Origin of the sequence: Mesorhizobium sp. BAC0120, from assembly GCF_033542235.1 — a bacterium.
Lineage (GTDB): Bacteria > Pseudomonadota > Alphaproteobacteria > Rhizobiales > Rhizobiaceae > JAWRCU01.
Map to the genome: position 1 here is coordinate 1 of NZ_JAWRCU010000020.1, position 17807 is coordinate 17807.

Consider the following 17807-nt stretch of genomic DNA (forward strand, 5'->3'; position numbering starts at 1 on the left):
AGGTGGATGCGATCCGACGATCGGCGCCAATGGCCGGGTGGCCACCCGGCCATTGGCGTCCCTTGCGAGACCCGTCTTCGTACACAATTTCCAATGCAAGGTGGATCGGCGCGAAGCGCCGAGACGGATGAGGGGTTTGCAGGCCGCGGCGCAGCAAGAAGCATCGGTGCACTCGAAGGCCGCCGTGGTGTAGCGCCTCTACGTATCCTTCATTGGAAGTAACGACACCTACCTCTTACGTGGAAAGTCTTAATCCAAAAGATTGCAAGTTAATCAAACCTCGTTATTATATCGCACGAGGTTTTCGCGGTCAGCCTTTATACTGCAGGGTCGTGCAATGACGAGTTGCGCGGAGAGAATCTTTTTAATCTCGCGCCGCCAAACGAGGAATTTCGTCCTGTAGGACGAGTATTCGTCGCCTCGCATGACCGGTTGCGCAACCGGAACTCACTCTCGACGAGTGGCTACGAGGCGAACGAAGACAATGTCGACATGGCGTGAGGAATACCAAGGGGATCCTGAAGCAGAGCGCTTGCTGTTCGAGCGCCTGGCCCAGGATATGATGCATGTCCAGCTCAAGGCCAGAAAGGCCAGCGGCGCCGCGAGCATCAAGCGCGCCTTCCACAGCAAAGCTATATTTGCCTCGGCCGGTGCCAGGCTAACCTTCGCCGAGGATTTGCCGCAAGAACTCAGCGCCGGCTTTGCGCAGCCAGGCAAATCCTATCCGGCGATCGTTCGCTTCTCCAATGCGAACGGAGCGGGCCAGCCGGACTTCAGGCCTGACCTGCGCGGTGTAGCGCTCAGGGTGAAGGTTTCCGACAAGGAGCAGCACGACCTGCTGGCCACCAATTTCCCGGTGTCGCATGCGCGCAATGCCGCCCAGTTCGTCGCCTTCGCCAAGGCCCGTGCCGGTGGCATGCTGAGCAAGGTTCCCGGCATCCTCGGCCTCGCCTTCCAGTTCGGGCCCTTCGAAGTGATCCGCATGCTCCGCAACGTCACGGCCGGTCGCAATCGCAAGGTGAGCAGCCTGGCGCTGGAGACGTTCTGGAGCCGCGGCGCGATCCGCTGGGGCGACACGCTCGCCGTGCGCTATCTCTTGCGCCCAGCGCCCGATGCCGCCGCGGCACCCCCGCCCTCCGAGACCGATCCGGAATATCTCTCAAAGGAATTTGCCAACCGCCTTGCGAACGGTGAGGCCCGCTTCGAGCTTTGCATTCAGCGCTTTTACGACGAGCGCTCGACGCCGATCGAGGACACGGCGATCGAATGGACCGAAAAGGCGTCGCCGGTGATCAAGGTGGCCGAGCTTGCGATACCGAAGCCGGCCACTAGCGCGGCGGAGGCGATCGCCAACGCGCGCATGATCGACGAGCTTGCCTTCAATCCATGGAATACGACCGACGAGTTCCGCCCGCTCGGCAACCTGAACCGAGCCCGCAAGGTCGTCTATGACGCGAGCGCCGCCCACCGGCTGGCCTATTGCTGGCGGACCGAGACGCCGCTTCGAAACAGGATGTTCAGCGCGATCGCCCGCGGCGGCTTTCGTATCCTCAATCGGTTCGTCGAATGGCACAAGCTTCCCCTGCGGACGAGCCTGCTCAACCTGGACGCGTTCCGTTACGTGCTGAGGCAGCAGAACCTCATCGACACGGATATGGCCGAGGCCCCGCCCAAGGCGCGGCCGGTCCCGCCGCCGGAGGTCGACGAGACGGTGCGCCAGGTGCGCACCTACGAGGGAACCTATAACGATCTCTCCGCGCCGAATATGGGAGCAGTCGGCTCGACCTTCGGCCGCAATCTGAAGCCAGTCTTTGCGCCCGAGCTGTTCGATACGCCCAATGCTGTCACGGTTGCTCAGCAGCTGCTTCACCGCAAGACCTTTCAGCCTGCGACTTCGCTCAATATCCTGGCTGCAGCCTGGATCCAGTTCCAGGTCCATGACTGGGTGAACCACGCCCGTCACCCGCTTGGCAGCGAGCATGACGTCGTTGTGCCGTTGCCGCCCGGCATGACCTGGAAGAGCCAGGTGGGTGGCGAGACCGAGAGCGTGATGCGCATCGCCGGCAACAAGATGCTTCGCGATCCCGGCAACGGCCTTCCGCCAATCTATTTCGGAAACGATGCCTCGCACTGGTGGGACGGATCGGAAGTCTACGGCCCCAATACCGAGAAGGCCATGAAGCTGAGGGAAGGGGCGAAGATCAGGCTGGTCGACGGGCATCTGCCGGTGGACACGAAGGGCCAGGAAGTGACCGGCTTCAACGAGAGCTGGTGGCTGGGCCTCAGCGCCATGCACACGCTCTTCGCCCGCGAGCACAATTTGCTCTGCGACGAGCTGCGGGCGAGATATCCGCGCTGGAAGGACGAGCGGGTCTACCAGACGGCAAGGCTGATCGTGTCGGCGCTGATAGCGAAGATCCATACGGTGGAATGGACGCCCGCGATCCTCGCCACCAAGGCGATCGAGGTCGGGCTTTCAAGCAATTGGAACGGCCCGCCAGCTAATGACTGGATGATGAAGCTCGGACTTTGGCTTCTCGACACCCACGCTGGCGTCGGCATCCCTAAGACGATGCCGGACCATCATACGGCGCCCTATTCGCTGACGGAGGACTTCGTCACAGTCTACCGGATGCACCCTCTGCTGCCCGACGACTACTGTTTCTACAACCACAAGAACGGGGCGAAGCTCGGAGGCAAGGGCTTCCTCGACATCCAGGGCACCAAGGCCGACGATGCGATGCGCAATTTTGGCCTGCGCAATGTGCTCTATTCCTTCGGCATCGCTAATCCCGGAGCGATTGCGCTGCACAATTTCCCCACGGCGCTGCAGGCGCTGGAGCGCGACGGCGAGATCATCGACCTCTCCGTCGTCGATCTCGTGCGCACGCGCCGCCGCGGCGTGCCGCGCTATAACGATTTTCGCGAAGGCCTGCATCGGCCCCGTATCAGGCGCTGGGAGGAACTGACGACGGATCCGGAAGACGTTCGCCTGCTCAAGGAGATCTATGGCGATATCGACCGCGTCGACACCGTCGTCGGCCTGCTAGGCGAGCCGGCGCCGAAAGGCTTCGGCTTCAGCGACACGGCCTTCCGCATATTCATCCTGATGGCATCGCGCCGACTGCAGAGCGACCGGTTCCTGACGGTCGACTACCGGCCCGAAATCTATTCGCCTTTCGGCATCGACTGGATCGCCAACAACGGCATGACCAGCCTCATCCTGCGCCACTGCCCCGACCTTGCCGCGGTCCTGCCGCGCACCGCGAGCGCATTCGCGCCATGGCGGCCGATCATCTCGCCAGACGGAGGTCTCGTATGAGCGACGTCATCGAAAGGAAGGACGCCGCCTCAGGCCCGGCTGCGAGCGAAGCACTTTCGACCGGCCATCCCGGTCTCGACGCGCTGCTCGGGCGGCCGCTGGTCGAAACCATCTGGCGCCGGCGGACCCATCGCGTGAGCCAGGGAAGCTCGGTGCTGGCCGGCACCATGAGCTATCAGTCGAGCGAGCCGCGCGAAGCCTTGTCCGAGCTGGAGGAGGCGGTCCTGATTGCGATGACCGGCTCGACGGGCCTCACCATGCCTGACCGTCCGTTCGAGGACCCGGCGACGCACAAGCCGGTCATGGCGAAGCCCAACCTCACCATGGCCGGGCGCACGGCCGGCAGCCCTGACAATGCGCAGGGCACGCACTTCTTCATGATCAACGACACCGGCACGTATTTCCTGCGCAAGCTGCCGCCGCCGGCCGAGGGCGAAGGCACGCTCACGGCCGAGCGGCTGATCGAGCGGGCGCGGCAAGCCAAGGTCCGCATCCTCGACCATAGGCTGGACGTGCCCGGCGACAATCGCGACTTCCCGGCCTATCTCGATTCCAACCGCTTGCTGTCGAACCTGCCGGGCACCACCATCTTCCTGCCCGTGGTCGATCTCTCCAGGCAGTACATCAACGGCATGATGTACCTGCTGACCCAGCCTGACGGCGCGCGCCCGGCAATCGTCGACGACCGCAACTTCTACCGCCTCGCCGGCGTGAAGCGCTGGGTCGACAAGGGCTTCCTGAACAAGGATTTGAAGGTGCCGCTCAGCACGATCGGGTCGCTGCGCACGCAGATCGAGGCCGACCTCCTGCTGCAGAACCTGTTCCTGGTCGCGGACGCCATGGGGCTGGGCGGCTGGGTTCACGGATCTATCAGCCCGCCGGTGCTGCTGGGCGACCCGAAATTCTCGAAGACCTATGGAGCCATGCTCGGCTTTGACGTCGAGACACCGCGCTGGCGGTTCATGGACATATTGCGCTGGCACGTTCCGCTGCCGAGCCATTCCAACCTGCGCAGCAACCCCATCGGTCTGCGCCACAATGGCGAGTACCTGATCAAGGGAATGTCGCCGCCCTATTACGATTCCATGAGGGCGGCAGTCGACGCGGTGGTCGAAGAGAAGTTCGGTAAGCAGGGCCTCTACGCGGACGAGAAGCTGTTCTCCGAAATCTACAAGGAGGATTACGGCCACCGCTATCTCTCAGAGGCGGCGGTCTACAACTCGGACGTCATCGACTGCGTGCGCGACATCTGCACCTACATCTACGAGACCCACGGCCGCTTCCCGGCCCATTGTGATGCGATCCATGTGCCGGGCGTCTGGCTGCAGGTTCACCATGTCGAGATCGACTATTACGACCGCTTCTTCCGGAATGGGGTCACGGAGGTGCACCGGAGTCATAAGCGGGATTGGCACAGTTAGAGCGTTCTGGTTTCAGGCTGGCGCTGCCCCTCACCCTTACCCTCTCCCCGTAGAACGGGGAGAGGGGGTCGCTGACGTCAGCGCCTCGCCTTCTACCTGCAAGACGATTTGCAGGGGGGAGGGGATTGGCCGCGGCGCCGAGGCCCCCCTCTCCCCGTTCTACGGGGAGAGGGTAAGGGTGAGGGGCGGCGCCAACCTCAGAACTGTACGCGCCAGCACGCTGCTTCGTTGCGGGAAACCTTCGCGCCCAGCGCGCATCACCTCACATAATCCCTGCGCCAGTCCGCCGTCGCGCCGACCGTCACGCCCTTCTCATCGAACAAATGCACAAAGGCGGCGGGTAGCGCGAGCATCACCTCGTCGCCGGCCGTAGCGGCCGATATGCCGCGCCGCGCCAGCGTGAAGCCCTCGCCCGACTGCAGCCGCGCATGGATGATCGTTTCCGAGCCGAGGATTTCCGTCGCCTCGACGCGCGCCTTGAGCTCTCCGTCGCCGATCTCGGCATGCTCGGGGCGGATGCCGACGGTCAGCGGCGCGCCGTCGGCGAGCTCCGCATCGCGGCCGGGCAGGGCGATTGTCACGCCGTCATTCAGCGCCAGGCCAAGGGAGCCGTTCCGGCGGCACATGCTCCCCCTCAGAAAGTTCATCTGCGGAGCGCCGAGGAAGCCGGCGACGAACTGGTTGGCCGGACGCGCATAGAGCTCGATGGGCGAGCCGACCTGCTCGACCTTGCCATCCCTGAGCACCACGATCTGGTCCGCCATTGTCATCGCTTCGACCTGGTCATGCGTGACATAGATCATGGTCGAGCCGAGCCGCCGGTGCAGCGCGACGAGCTCGGCTCGCATCTTCACCCTAAGTTCCGCATCGAGGTTGGAGAGCGGCTCGTCGAAGAGGAACGCCTTGGGCTCCTTCACGATCGCGCGGCCGATGGCGACCCGCTGGCTCTGGCCGCCCGAGAGCTGGCTCGGCCGGCGTTTCATGAGATGCGATATCTGCAGGATCTCCGCGGCTCGTCCGACACGCTTGTCGATCTCGGCCCTCGGCATCTTCAGATTCTCAAGGCCGAAGCGCAGGTTCTGCTCGACATTCATGTGCGGATAGAGCGCGTAGGACTGGAAGACCATTGCCATGCCGCGCGCGGACGGCAGAAGGTGATCGCAGCGGGCGCCGTCGATGCGGATCTCGCCGGAGCTCACCTCTTCCAGCCCGGCGATCATACGCAGCAGGGTGGACTTGCCGCAGCCCGACGGGCCGACGAAGACGGTGAAGGTGCCGTCGTCGACCCTCAGGTCGACGCCGTGGATCACCTCCATCGCCTGGAAGCTCTTCCTGACATCCCTGAGCTCGATCGCAGCCATCAGCCGACCGTCGGGCTTTCGGGCGTGAGCTGCAACGTGAGTGCTTCTCCCTGCCGAAGACTACGGCGCGCGGGCAGCCGGTGGACGCCGAGACCCGCGATGGCGATCTCGGAGATCTCGATGCTGCCGCCCACCACCATGAATCTCAGCTCTTCGCCCTTTCGTATGAGCTCGCCGAAGCCGTTGCCTGCCGACCAGAACAGCGTGCAGTCGCCCTTGGCGTTGGGCGCGAAGCCGATGCGCCCGGCGACGAGATCGGCGCTGAGGCCCGACCAAGCATTGACCAGCTGCCAGGCCGACATGGAGCGCGCGTAATAGGAGCCGCATTCGATATCGTTCCAGGGGTTGCGGCGCGACCCGTCATGCCGGTCGCGGGCGGCGCGCACAACCTCCAGGCCCTCATCGACCAGGCCGCGCATGATCATGTGCGAGGCCGACATGTACTCGATGCCGGTCCAGACTTCCTCCGCATAGGGGGCGGCGACCATGGGCTGGCGCACGCCTTCCGGATAGGTCGCGACCAGCAGCCCGCCCTCGTCCTCGAAGGCATAGTTTCGGCAGGGGTTGAAATGGTCCTGGAGGCTCCTGCGGAAGTTGTTTCCATGCACCGATTTCAGCGCCGTCTCGACCTTGCCGTCGTCGAGGAAACCTCCGATGCCGGCAACCTCGGCGTGCCACTGGCCGAGGATCTGGTCGGTAATGCAGCCTTCGCCCATCTGGTACTTCAGCTCGGAATGTTCGTCGGACCAATACGTCTCCATAAAGCCGTCGGCGAGCACCCCCGCGGCGCGGCCGACATCGAAGGGCGTCAGCACGCTTTTGTCGGAGAGATCGATATCCTGGATGAACCAGCGGCCGTTGAACAGCTTCTCATCGATGTATTTAGCGCCGTTGCGGCCGAGCCTTCCGCATTTGACGGCGAAATCCTTCTCGCCCAGCGCGCTCGCCATTTCTGATGCGGCAAGGAGTGCCGCCACATACATCGAGCCCAGCCAGGAGTTCGGATTGAACAGCTCCATGTCGAGCGTCTGGTGCTGGCGGCCGGAAAGGACCCCGGTCTCATCCGGATCCCAGCGGTCGGGGTTGTCCTTGCTCCAGGCATATTCGATGGCGCGCTTCACATGCGGCCACCAGCGCCGCAGCCATTCGGTATCGCCCGAGAGCTTCCAGTCGCGATAGGTCTTGATCACGGCGCCGAAATGACCGTCGGCGCACGGGCCGATCACGTCGAAGCCGGAGCCGAGCGGCAGCTTCTGCCGGAAGGTGAGCCCGCCATTCGGCAGCTGATTGTAGGTGAATTCGGTCTCGCGCAGCGTGCGCTCGAGCGCGGGGAAGAGGTGCGACACCGCCTGCTGATAGTTCCAGACATGCGTGCAGCTTCCTTCACAGGAGCCGTCTTCTCTGTGCTGTCCCTCCCATCCCCAGATCTCCCCGCCCTCGAGCCGGATCACCGTCGCCGTGCGCAAGAGCGCCAGCGTGGAGCTCGCCGCATCCTTGATCTCGGCCGGCAGCGTCGAGCCGAACAGGCTGTCGCGGAACGCGATGGTGTCCCCGGCGAGCCGATCCCAGCGGCGCAGCGCGTCCCTGGCGCTCGCTTCGGAATCCGCCCAGTGAATGGCGTAATAATTGCGCCAGGTCGGCGTCTCGCGGTCCGGGATCACCCCGTCGGGTTTGCTGCGATAGGCCCAATAGATATCGCCGACGGGAAAGTTCCAGGAGATGACGAAGCGCACCTTCTTCCGGCCGCCGGCCGGAATTGTCACGCGCGCGGCGAGCGTGCCGTGCTCCGGCTGCAGGCTCATGTGCCTGGAGGTCCGCGGCTTGTCGTAATGCCGCTCGGGCAGTCGGCCTGCGCGGGCAAAATCCTTCCAGAACACGGCAAGGTCGTCGAACCACTGGCCGCGATAGTGATGGTCGGTGTGATCCACATCGTCCGCGTCGGTGGCGATGGTGAGATCGCCGCGCTCCTTGGGCTTCAGAGTCTCGTCCGAAGAGGTGAGATGCAGCGTGCTGACGCCGTCCTTGCGGCTATAGGTGTGGATGCCGCTGTTCGAACCGTAATTGCCGAGCGTTCCGGCGAGCGTATAGGTCAGCTCGTCGCTGGTGTCGTTGACGAGCTCGACCTCGAACATCGCGACCGGCATCGAAGAGTCATGGTCGTTGTGCGGGATGAATGGCGAGAGCGTGGTGAGGCGGATCCCGCCGGGGAAGCGATCATCCCTGAAGACGAGGTCGGCCGTCGGGAAGCGGCCGTAAAAATCGACCTCGCGAAAATGCGGCACGCCGACCAGCGTCTGCCGATTGGCGCCGTGGCCGAAGCCGTCGAACATCTTCCTCAAGCCTGGCGCGCCGGACGGGTTGAGGTCGTATGGGCCGTTGAGCACGCGCGCGTCGATCAGCTTGCCGTCCCGTTCCGCCTTGATGGCGAAATGCGAATAGCCGTTATAGCCCTGCAGCGCCGGGCGATTGCGGATCGACCAGTCGACGAGCCGCCCGCTTCCCGAGATCGACAGGCCACCTGCGCCGATCCCGCCCAAGGGAAAGGCGATGTAGCGGGTGCGTTCGCCCTTGTAAGCGAAGCGCGGATCGATGGCAGCAAGGTCGTCCCACATGGCAATTTCATCCTGAATGGCTGAGGGTGGCGATTGAGATCAATTCTTGATGCCGCTCATCGTGATGCCTTCGATCACGAACTTCTGGGCGATGAGGAAGAGCAGCACGACAGGCAGGACAGACATGCTCATGGCGGCCATCACGACCGAGAGATTGCCTTGAGCCATGTAGCCGCGCAGCACGTCCATCGCTAGCGGCAATGTCATCGACTGTTCCTTGCCGAGCAGCACCCGCGCCTGGAAGTAATAATTCCAGGTCTGCGTGAAGGTGATGATGCCAAGCGCGGACAGCGCTGGCCGCAGCTGCGGCAGCGAGATGCGCCAGAAAATTTTGAAGTAGCCGGCGCCGTCCATCAGCGCGGCCTCCTCGAGCGCCTTCGGCTGAGAGAGCATGAACTGGCGGATCAGGAAAACGCCGAAGCTCGAGGTGAGGTACATCAGCGCGAGGCCGATCGGGCGGTTGATAAGGCCGAGCTGCGCATAGCCGAGATAGATCGACAGGATCGTCACCTGGGCCGGAAACATCAGGCCGACCAGCAGGATGAAGAAGAGCGTGTCGCGGCCGCGGAAGTTGAGCCGGGCAAAGGCGAAGGCGGCAAGCGTGCAGGTGACGAGCTGGCCAACGGTGACCACCACCGCGACCAATAGCGAATTCGCATAGATGTGGAGGAAGGGCACGCGCGAGGACAGCACCTTCCAGTAATTTGCAAAATCCAGACTGGGCGGCAGGAAGCTCGGCGGCAGCTTGTAGGCATCGGCGACCGGTCGGAACGACATCGAGAACAGCCACAGGAACGGCAGGAGCATGCCGATCGCGAGCAGCACCATCACGGCGATGATCGCGATGTCGACCCAGCGCTTGGCGGCGCGGGTGGAGAACGCGTCGTTCATTGCCGCACCCATTTGCGAGACAGGAGCTGCTGGATGGCGGTGATGATCAGGATGATTACCGTCATCACCACCGAAATCGCGGCGGCGTAGCCGATGTGATAGCTGCCGAAGCCCTCCTCGACGATGAGGATCGAGAGCGACCGCGTGCTGTCGCCCGGTCCGCCCTGGGTGAGGATCATGATCGATTCGAAAACCTGCAGGGCGCCGATCGAGGCGTAGACGATGGCGAAGAAGATGACCGGCGAGATGTAGGGCACGGTGATGCGGAAGAAGATTCGCCAGGACGGGGTACCGTCCATCAGCGCTGCTTCGATGATGTTCTTCGGCACGCCCTGCAGCGCGGCGATGAAGATGATCATGAAGAAGCCGGTGTTCTTCCAGACATCCATGATGATGATCGACATCATGGCGTTGCGGCTGTCGGTCAGCCAGCGCACGGCGGGCAGGCCGGCAAGTCGGAGGAAGTAGTTTATGACGCCGAGATCGTCGGCATAGAAATAGCTCCAGACGATCGAGACGAAGGCGGCGGCGATGATCACCGGCAGGAAGAAGGCGAGCCGGAAGAAATAGAGCAGCCAGGCCGGCATGGCGCGGTTCAGCGCGACGGCGAGGATGAGGCCGATCGACACGTTGAAGGTGACCGCAAAGAAGGCGAAGCGCAGCGTGTTCCAGAAGATCTGCAACGAGCGCGGGTTGGTGAAGAAGCGCGTGAAATTGTCGAACCCGACCCAGCGCGAGCCGAGCATCGGGTCGTAATAGGCAAAGCTCAGGATGAAGGTCAGCACGACCGGAGCGAGCACGAAGGTGAAGTAGAGCACCGAGGTCGGCAGCACGAACAGGTATGCCGCGCGTGCTTGGGCGCGCGCGAGGTCGGAAGCTTGTCGTGGGATCGTGGTCGCCAAGATCTTCCCCGCTTACAGCATTTTGCCAATCGATCTAAGCCGGCGCTGCCCCTCACCCGTACCCTCTCCCCGTAAGGGACGGGGAGAGGGGGGCACTCACGCCGCGCGAGGCCGCCAATGTCTTGTGCCAGGCGAATCTTTGGCGACTAAAACCAACGCTGATGTCCCCCTCTCCCCGTTTTTCACGGGGAGAGGGTAAGGGTGAGGGGCAGCGCCAACGGTCAAGGTTTGTATCCGCCGCCCTACTTCAGCCGCGAGAAGGAGTCGTTCAGCTCGGCATCGGCCTGCTTGCAGCCGTCGGCGATCGACATCTCGCCGGCCATCATGGCGGTGTAGTAGCGGATGAAGATCTTCTCCACTTCCTGGAAGTTGGCCGGCGAGGGCACCGCCTTGGTGTGCGGCAGCGTCTGGTAATAGAGCGCTGCACTTGGCGGGAAGGAGAGGAACGCCTGTGTCTCGGCAGCCGACTTGCGGCCCGGCACGCCGCCGCCCTTCTCGCCTTCTTCCTTCTGCGTCTCCTCGCTGGTGAGTTCCAGCACCAGGGCCTTGGCAAGATCCGGCTGCTCGCTCTTCTTGGAGATCGCATAGCCGCCGAAGCCGATGACGGTCGTGTCGTTCATCTTCTTCGGCGGGATGGCTACGTCCAGGTTGACGCCGTTGTTCTTGGCGCCCTGCACGATCCAGTGGCCACGACTGATCATTGCCACCTGGCCGCCAAAGAACTGGTTGTCCATGGTCTCCTTGCCAGGGATCGGGGAGACGCCGTCGACATGGATGAGGTCGTAGAGAAACCGCAGGCTCTCAGCGACCTTCGGATCGAGCATGTTCGACGCGGTCCAGTCGTCGTTGAGCACGCCGGTCCCATTGGAGAAGAACCAGGGCTGCACGAAGAAGTTCTGGTTCGGTACCTCGTAGCCGAATTGGGTGACGTTGCCGGCGCTGTCCTTGACGGTGAGCGCCTTCGCCACCTGGCGGAAGTCGTCCCAGGTCCAGCCCTGCTTGGGGTAGGGAACGCCGGCCTTGTCGAAGAGGTCGCGGTTGTAGTTGATCATGATGTTGTTCCAGCCGATCGGAACGTAGTGGACCTCACCTTTGTAGGAAGCCTGCTCGAAGAGGCTCGGCGCGAAGTCCGAGAAGCCGGGGTTGGCCTTGATGAAATCCCGCAGGTCGAGCCAGAGGCCGCGCGACGAGAAGGCATGGAAGGTCTCGATCGCCGTGCCATAGACGTCTGCGGCGGTGCCGGCGTTGAACTCGCCGAGTACCTTCGTCACATAATCTCCCCATCCGGTGCTGATCGGGTCGATCGAGATGTCGACGTTGACGTTCGGGTATTTCTTGTTGAAGCGGGCGACCGCGTTGGTGATGGCTGAAAGCTCTGCGTCGCTGCCGAAGCACTGAAGCTTCAGGCTGGCGGTCACATCGGATTGCGCGAAGGCAACCCTGGTCCCCGCACCGGCGGCAAGTGCGGCGGACGACAACAGAAACTTACGCCGTGACAGTTCGAACATCTGATATCCTCCCTTGCGTTCTCCCAACGCGCTGTCGGTCGCTCGATCGAAACGTTTCGTCTGTCGGTCAAACCCAATCCGCGGCGCCACCTCCCGGACATCCACGGATTCAGCTGTCTATTCGAAACGTTTGTCTATACGAAACGTTTCGACTAAAGCAAATCAAAGGGGTTTTGACAAGGGACGCGGCATGGCCACCATCAAGGACGTCGCAAGACATGCCGGCGTGGCGATCTCGACCGTATCGGCAGTCCTCAATCGCTCGGCGCCGGTCAGCGAGCAGGCGGTCGAGAAAGTCGCCAAGGCGATTGCCGCCGTGGGCTACGTCCCGCATGGCGCGGCACGCAGCCTGAGGAGCGGCAACTCGCAGTTGATCGGCCTCGTCGTGCCCAATATCGCCAATCCGCATTTCGCGGCAGTTGCGCGCGAGATCGAGAACATCTGCCTCGCCGCAGGCTACATGTCGGTCGTCTATTCGACAGGACAGGACCCGGAGCGGGAGAGTCAGGTATTGAAGATGCTGCGCGTGCAGCGCGTGGCGGGGCTGATCATCATTCCCACGCGTTCCGATGCGGAGCATGGCGGCCGCCTCGTCGACCAGATCGGTGTGCCGACCGTGCTGCTCGACATGTTCGTCGAGGGCCTGCCTTATCACGTGATCAAGACCGACAATATCGAAGCGGGTCGCCTGGCCACCGATCATCTTCTCGAACTCGGCCATCGCAGGATTGGCATCATCGCCGGAATTCCCGGGTTGGCGACCAGCGACGACCGTCTCGCGGGTTATCGGAAGGCATATGCCGAGCATGGCATTTCCCCTGAGCCGAGCCTCGAGGTCGCCGGCAATTTCGACCAGGCCGAGGCGCATGACCGGGCGATCGAATTGCTGCAGCGGCCCGACCGGCCGACGGCAATCGTCACCATCTCCAACATGATGACACTCGGCCTCCTGTTTGCGGTGCGCGAGCTCAGGATGAAGGTACCGGAGGAGCTTTCGATCGTCGGCATCGACGATTTGGAAATAGCGGGAGTGCTGGACCCCGCGCCGACAGTTGTCGTCACGCCGATCCTGGCGATGTCGCGCCGCGCGATCGAGATGCTTTTGAAGCAGATCGCGCATAAGCAGGCTGCGACGGGCGGATGGGAAATCCATCAGCCTTACCTGCTTGTCCGCGACTCCACACGGGCGCTGGATTGAGTTCCGGCATTCCCGCAATGCTCTTCATTTCTGCTTGGAGCCTACCGCGTTCAGGTCGGCGCCGCCCCTCACCCGTACCCTCTCCCCGTAAAAACGGGGAGAGGGGGTCCCCAGCGTTGCACCTCGCCCCCTGCTTACACTCGCCCGTTGCTTGCAAAGGAATCTGACAAAACAAGGTGATTGTCTGCGACGCTGACGTCCCCTCTCCCAGTCATTTACGGGGAGAGGGTACGGGTGAGGGGCGGCGCCGACCTGAAACCTGAAGGCTTTGGGGGCAGGCCGTTGACCTACGATAAACTTTGCTGATACGTATTACTAGTACGTATAAGTGACGCAGGATCAGGCTTGTGAGAGCTACGCAAAAGGATGTGGCGCGTGCGGCAGGGGTGTCCCAGGCCACCGTCTCCATGGTCCTGAGCGGCGGCGCACCCGCCATACCGGCCGAGACCTGGGAGCGCATTACGAAGGCGGCACGTGAGCTCGGCTACGTGCCCAACCGCGCCGCGCAGGCGCTGCGAACCAACCGGACGATGACGATCGCCTGCATCGTGCCCGATATCACCAACCCGTTCTATCCCGCGTTGATCCGTGGCATCCAATCGGTGACGGATGCGATCAGCTACGACGTGGTCTCAGTCAACACCGACGGCAGCCCGGAGCGAGAGCGGCATTTCCTCGACTGGTTCCGGCAGGGCCGTGTGGATGGCGTGATCGGTGTCTTCTTCACGCTGCGGGCGAAGGACTTCAAGCCGCTGGTGGATGCCGGCATGCCGGTCGTGCGGGTCGAATCCTCCAAGAAGCGGGGCGGCGACATCGCTATCGACGACATCTATGTCGACAGCCGGGCTGCGGCATGCAAGGTCACGAAGTATCTCATCGGCCGCGGGCACCAGCGCATCGCCATGGTCGCGGGCCGCGGCGGCCCGCAGGGCGTGCGCATCGAAGGATATCGCGAAGCGCTGGCCGAGGCGGGCATCGAGCCGCATGTGGTGGTCGACGAGGAATTCTCGGAGGTGGGTGGCACGCGCGCTGCCCAGACTATCCTTGCCGGGGGCTACCGGCCGACGGCGATCTTCGCCGCCAACGACCTGATGGCAATCGGCGTGATGCAGGCGCTCAGGGAGCGCGGCATCGAGATTCCGCGTGAGGTCGCAGTCGTCGGTTTCGACGACATCTCCGCGGCGCGGCTGGTCACGCCGCCGCTGACAACCGTAGCGCAGTTCCAGGACAGGATGGGCGCCCGCGCCGCGGAAATCCTGCTCGCAAGGCTGAAGGGCAATTCACCCTCTTTCGGCACGACCGAAGAGATGCCGTTCAGTCTGATCGAGCGCGGATCGACATGAGCAGAATGAAGCAAAGAACAAAGTGAAGTTGGGAGGTAGTGCCATGCATAGACGTGAATTCATCATGACCGGGCTCGCCGTGATTGGCGCGCCCTTGCTGTCGGGCACCGTTCGCGCCGCGGACAAGAAGCCAATCACCTGGTGGTACGAGACCGCGGCGCCGGAGAACCAGCAGAACCTGCAGGATCTGCTGGTCAAGGTCTTCAACGAGGCCCATCCGGACGACGAGCTGTCGATCGATTTCCGCGGCCAGGAGCTCGACAAGCAGCTGCGCGTTGCCATGCTGTCGGGCAGCGGCCCCGATGTCGTCTACACCGCCGGGCCGAGCTATGTCGCAGCCATGGCGCAAGCCGGACAACTGCTCCCGCTGGACGACTATGCGCAGAAGCTCGGCTGGAACGATCGCCTCCTGCCGGTCTTCATCGAGCTCGGCAAATATAACGGCAAGCTCTATGCGCTGCCCAAGACCTATGAAACGCTGGGCCTTTTCTACAACAAGTCGCTGTTCGCCAAGGAAGGCTGGACGCCGCCCACGAGCATCGCCGAGTTGGAGACGCTCGCCGACGCAATGCTCGCCAAGGGCCTGGTGCCGTTCGCCGCCGGCAACGCCGATTGGCGTCCGACCAATGAGCATTACGTGTCGATCGTGTTCAATTCCGTCGGCGGGCCGGACAATGTCTACAAGGCGCTGAAGGGCGAGATTCCGTGGACTGCGGATCCGTTCGTGAAGGCGATCGATTCGCTCAACAAATGGTGGCAAAAGGGCTATTTCGGCGCCAACTACTTCTCGCTGACCGGCGAGCAGGCCTTCGCGCAGGTGGCGACCGGTCAGGCCGGCATGGCGCCGACCGGCACCTGGAACTTCCAGAACGTGCCGCGCTATTTCCCGCAGAACAATGCCGACCCCGGCTTCGTCGGCTTTCCGTCCGATGCGGCCGTCGGCGCGCCAGTCTATGCCCTCGGCATCGGCTCGACCTTCTCTATTGCTGCGACCTCAGAGAACCCTGACGGTGCGGCAAACGTGATCGACTACATCTTCTCCGATAAATTCTACGGCGACATGAACTCGGTCTGGCAGGGCGAGTGGAACATGCCGCTGCACGACCTTTCCAAGGTGAAGATGTCACCCGACGTGCTGCCGCTTTACACCGATACGATGAAGGCGCTCGCCGCGGCGGTGAATGCCGGGCAATACGGCTATACGACATGGACCTTCCTGCCGCCGGCGACCGATACCTATCTGGTGAGCGGCATGGAGGAAGTCTGGTTGAACAAGATCACCTCCGCTCAGTTCCTCGACAAGCTCGACCAGACCTTCAAGCAGGAGCAGGGCGAGGGCAAGGTGCCGGCGGTTCCGGCGCGCGCGTGAGCCCTTGCGCGGCTATGTCCGGCTATCGCAATGCCGACGCATGCTGAGCGTCCTCCCAGGGGTGACGGTCGGGCGGCTTGTGCCGCCCGGCCGTCACCGTGATTTCGAGCTCGCCTCATGATTGATCTCGGGCTCTGAGCGAAGAGCCTCGCCGAAACCACCGGAGATCTCGATGCACCGGCTGTATCTGGTCCCGACATTGCTCATCAATGTCGTTATCATCCTCATCCCGGCGCTGCTCACCGTGGCGCTGGCCTTCTTCCGCTGGGACGGCATCTCGACGCCTACCTTCATCGGGCTCGGCAATTTCGAGGCTCTGTTCGCCGACCGTGTGTTCTGGACTGCGCTCACCAACAATCTCATCTGGACCGTGATCTTCCTCACGGTGCCGATCGGCATGGGGCTGCTTGCCGCGGCCATGCTGCTCGTCGCGCGGCGGGGCAGCACCTTTTTCCAGGTCATCTATTTCCTGCCGGTGGTCATCGCGACGGCCATCACCGCGCGTGTGTGGCAAGGGATGATTTATTCGCCGGTCACCGGGATCTTCGGCCTGCTCGACCGTTTCGGCATCAAGCTCGCCAACCCGCTCGCCCAGACTTCGGCCGCGCTCTACGGCGTCGCGGTCGTCGACCTCTGGCACTGGTGGGGATTTCTGTGCGTCATCTTCTTTGCTGCCCTGCGGCAGGTGCCGCAGGAGCAGATCGAGGCGGCGCGGCTCGAGGGCGCCAGCTTCTTCCAGATGATGCGCTACGTGCTTTTGCCGGGCATCAAGCCGACCATCACCTTGATGATGGTGATGACCGTCATCTGGTCGTTCCTGGTTTTCGACTTCGTCTATATCCTGACCCAAGGCGGACCGGCATTCTCGAGCGAGGTGCTGTCGACCATGGCCTACCGCAACGCCTTCTACGACCTGAATGTCGGGCAGGCCGCGGCAGTAGCGCTCGTCATCAGCCTGATCGGCCTCGTCGCCACCTTCTTCTATATCCGCCTGCAGGCGCAGGAGTATGCGGAATGAGGCTGGTCGAGAGGAGGTTGGTCGAAAGCACGGCGACGCTCACCATCACCTATGTCGTGCTCGCCGTCGCGGTATTCGTAGCTCTTTTCCCGATCGCGCTGCTCGTGCTGAACTCGTTGAAGCCGGCGGCGGCAATCGTCCAGAACCCCCTCTCGCTACCCGAAACGATACGCTGGGACAATTTCTCTCGCGCCTGGAAGGACGCGCGGTTCGGCCAGACCTTCCTCAATTCGGCGCTCCTAACGGCGCTCACCATCGTGCTTGTCTGCTCCACGGCATCACTCACCGCCTATGTGCTCGCCCGCCACAAGGTAAAGAGCTGGAAGATCGTGACTTTCTACCTGCTGGCCACAACCACGGCACCCATCCAGCTCTTCCTGTTTCCGCTCTATTTCGGCTTCGCCAGGCTTGGCCTGATCAACAACGTGTTTGCCGTGTCGCTGATCTACACGGCCATCTATTCGCCTTTCGCGGTCATGCTGCTCAGGACCTATTTCCTCGCCGTGCCGCGCGAGATCGAGGAAGCCGCGATCGTCGATGGCGCCAGTCACTGGCAGGTATTCACCAGGGTCATGCTGCCGCTCGTGTCGCCTGGGATCCTGACGGTCGCGCTGATCATAGGCCTCTATTCCTGGAACGAGTTCCTGATCGCCACGACCTTCCTCCAGAAAGCCGACCGGCTGACTGCCGTGGTGTCGTTCTTTCTGCTCAGCGGTCAGTACAGCTCGGACTGGGGGGAGATCATGGCCGCCGCGCTGATCATCGTGCTGCCGGTTGTGGTCCTCTTCGTCGCGCTGCAGCGGCGCTTCATCGAGGGGATCGCGGGCGGCTCGGTCAAAGGCTGATTCATCCAGAAACGCTA

At 62.8% G+C, this 17807-nt stretch carries 13 protein-coding genes; 8 read left to right on the forward strand and 5 right to left on the reverse strand.

Annotation, left to right across the window (positions count from 1 at the left end; translation table 11 throughout):
- From SAZ10_RS28920 to SAZ10_RS28930, 3 genes are all read left to right on the forward strand, one after another.
- Nucleotides 1-193, forward strand: a 193-nt coding sequence (locus SAZ10_RS28920) for a hypothetical protein (RefSeq protein ID WP_318612922.1), incomplete at its 5' end; no start/stop codon positions are given.
- A 291-nt stretch (nucleotides 194-484) separates the two neighbouring features.
- Nucleotides 485-3322 carry a peroxidase family protein gene (locus SAZ10_RS28925; RefSeq protein WP_318612923.1) on the forward strand — a complete coding sequence of 946 codons (2838 nt, stop codon included), beginning with the start codon at nucleotides 485-487 and terminating at the stop codon, nucleotides 3320-3322.
- Nucleotides 3319-4743: a hypothetical protein gene (locus SAZ10_RS28930; protein WP_318612924.1), complete on the forward strand. Its 1425-nt coding sequence runs from the start codon at nucleotides 3319-3321 to the stop codon at nucleotides 4741-4743. The genes SAZ10_RS28925 and SAZ10_RS28930 overlap by 4 nt, the downstream gene beginning before the upstream one ends.
- 257 nt (nucleotides 4744-5000) lie before the next feature.
- Here SAZ10_RS28930 and SAZ10_RS28935 read toward each other — a convergent pair whose 3' ends face one another.
- The 5 genes from SAZ10_RS28935 to SAZ10_RS28955 form a co-directional block, all read right to left on the reverse strand.
- A complete protein-coding gene (locus SAZ10_RS28935) occupies nucleotides 5001-6104 on the reverse strand; it encodes a sn-glycerol-3-phosphate ABC transporter ATP-binding protein UgpC (RefSeq protein ID WP_318612925.1) in 1104 nt (367 codons plus the stop codon).
- Nucleotides 6104-8716 (reverse strand): GH116 family glycosyl-hydrolase, encoded by a 2613-nt coding sequence (locus SAZ10_RS28940; protein WP_318612926.1) that lies wholly within the window; start codon nucleotides 8714-8716, stop codon nucleotides 6104-6106. The genes SAZ10_RS28935 and SAZ10_RS28940 overlap by 1 nt, the downstream gene beginning before the upstream one ends.
- A 39-nt stretch (nucleotides 8717-8755) precedes the next feature.
- The gene (locus tag SAZ10_RS28945) at nucleotides 8756-9607 is read right to left on the reverse strand and encodes a carbohydrate ABC transporter permease (RefSeq protein ID WP_318612927.1); all 852 of its coding nucleotides are present in this window, start codon (nucleotides 9605-9607) and stop codon (nucleotides 8756-8758) included.
- Nucleotides 9604-10509 carry a sugar ABC transporter permease gene (locus tag SAZ10_RS28950; protein WP_318612928.1) on the reverse strand — a complete coding sequence of 302 codons (906 nt, stop codon included), beginning with the start codon at nucleotides 10507-10509 and terminating at the stop codon, nucleotides 9604-9606. Before SAZ10_RS28950 ends, SAZ10_RS28945 begins: the two co-directional genes overlap by 4 nt.
- Before the next feature lie 242 nt (nucleotides 10510-10751).
- Nucleotides 10752-12017: a sugar ABC transporter substrate-binding protein gene (locus tag SAZ10_RS28955; RefSeq protein ID WP_318612929.1), complete on the reverse strand. Its 1266-nt coding sequence runs from the start codon at nucleotides 12015-12017 to the stop codon at nucleotides 10752-10754.
- A 190-nt stretch (nucleotides 12018-12207) separates the two neighbouring features.
- Here SAZ10_RS28955 and SAZ10_RS28960 point away from each other — a divergent pair, with 190 nt between their 5' ends.
- From SAZ10_RS28960 to SAZ10_RS28980, 5 genes are all read left to right on the forward strand, one after another.
- Nucleotides 12208-13215 (forward strand): LacI family DNA-binding transcriptional regulator, encoded by a 1008-nt coding sequence (locus tag SAZ10_RS28960; protein ID WP_318612930.1) that lies wholly within the window; start codon nucleotides 12208-12210, stop codon nucleotides 13213-13215.
- A 347-nt stretch (nucleotides 13216-13562) separates the two neighbouring features.
- Nucleotides 13563-14558: a LacI family DNA-binding transcriptional regulator gene (locus SAZ10_RS28965; protein ID WP_318612931.1), complete on the forward strand. Its 996-nt coding sequence runs from the start codon at nucleotides 13563-13565 to the stop codon at nucleotides 14556-14558.
- Nucleotides 14559-14601: 43 nt separating this feature from the next.
- Nucleotides 14602-15927: an ABC transporter substrate-binding protein gene (locus SAZ10_RS28970; RefSeq protein WP_318612932.1), complete on the forward strand. Its 1326-nt coding sequence runs from the start codon at nucleotides 14602-14604 to the stop codon at nucleotides 15925-15927.
- A 172-nt stretch (nucleotides 15928-16099) separates the two neighbouring features.
- Nucleotides 16100-16945, forward strand: coding sequence for a sugar ABC transporter permease (locus tag SAZ10_RS28975; RefSeq protein ID WP_318612933.1), 846 nt, complete (start codon nucleotides 16100-16102; stop codon nucleotides 16943-16945).
- On the forward strand, nucleotides 16942-17790 hold the full coding sequence (locus tag SAZ10_RS28980) for a carbohydrate ABC transporter permease (protein WP_318612934.1): 849 nt from the start codon (nucleotides 16942-16944) through the stop codon (nucleotides 17788-17790). Before SAZ10_RS28975 ends, SAZ10_RS28980 begins: the two co-directional genes overlap by 4 nt.
- The last annotated feature ends 17 nt before the right edge of the window (nucleotides 17791-17807 follow it).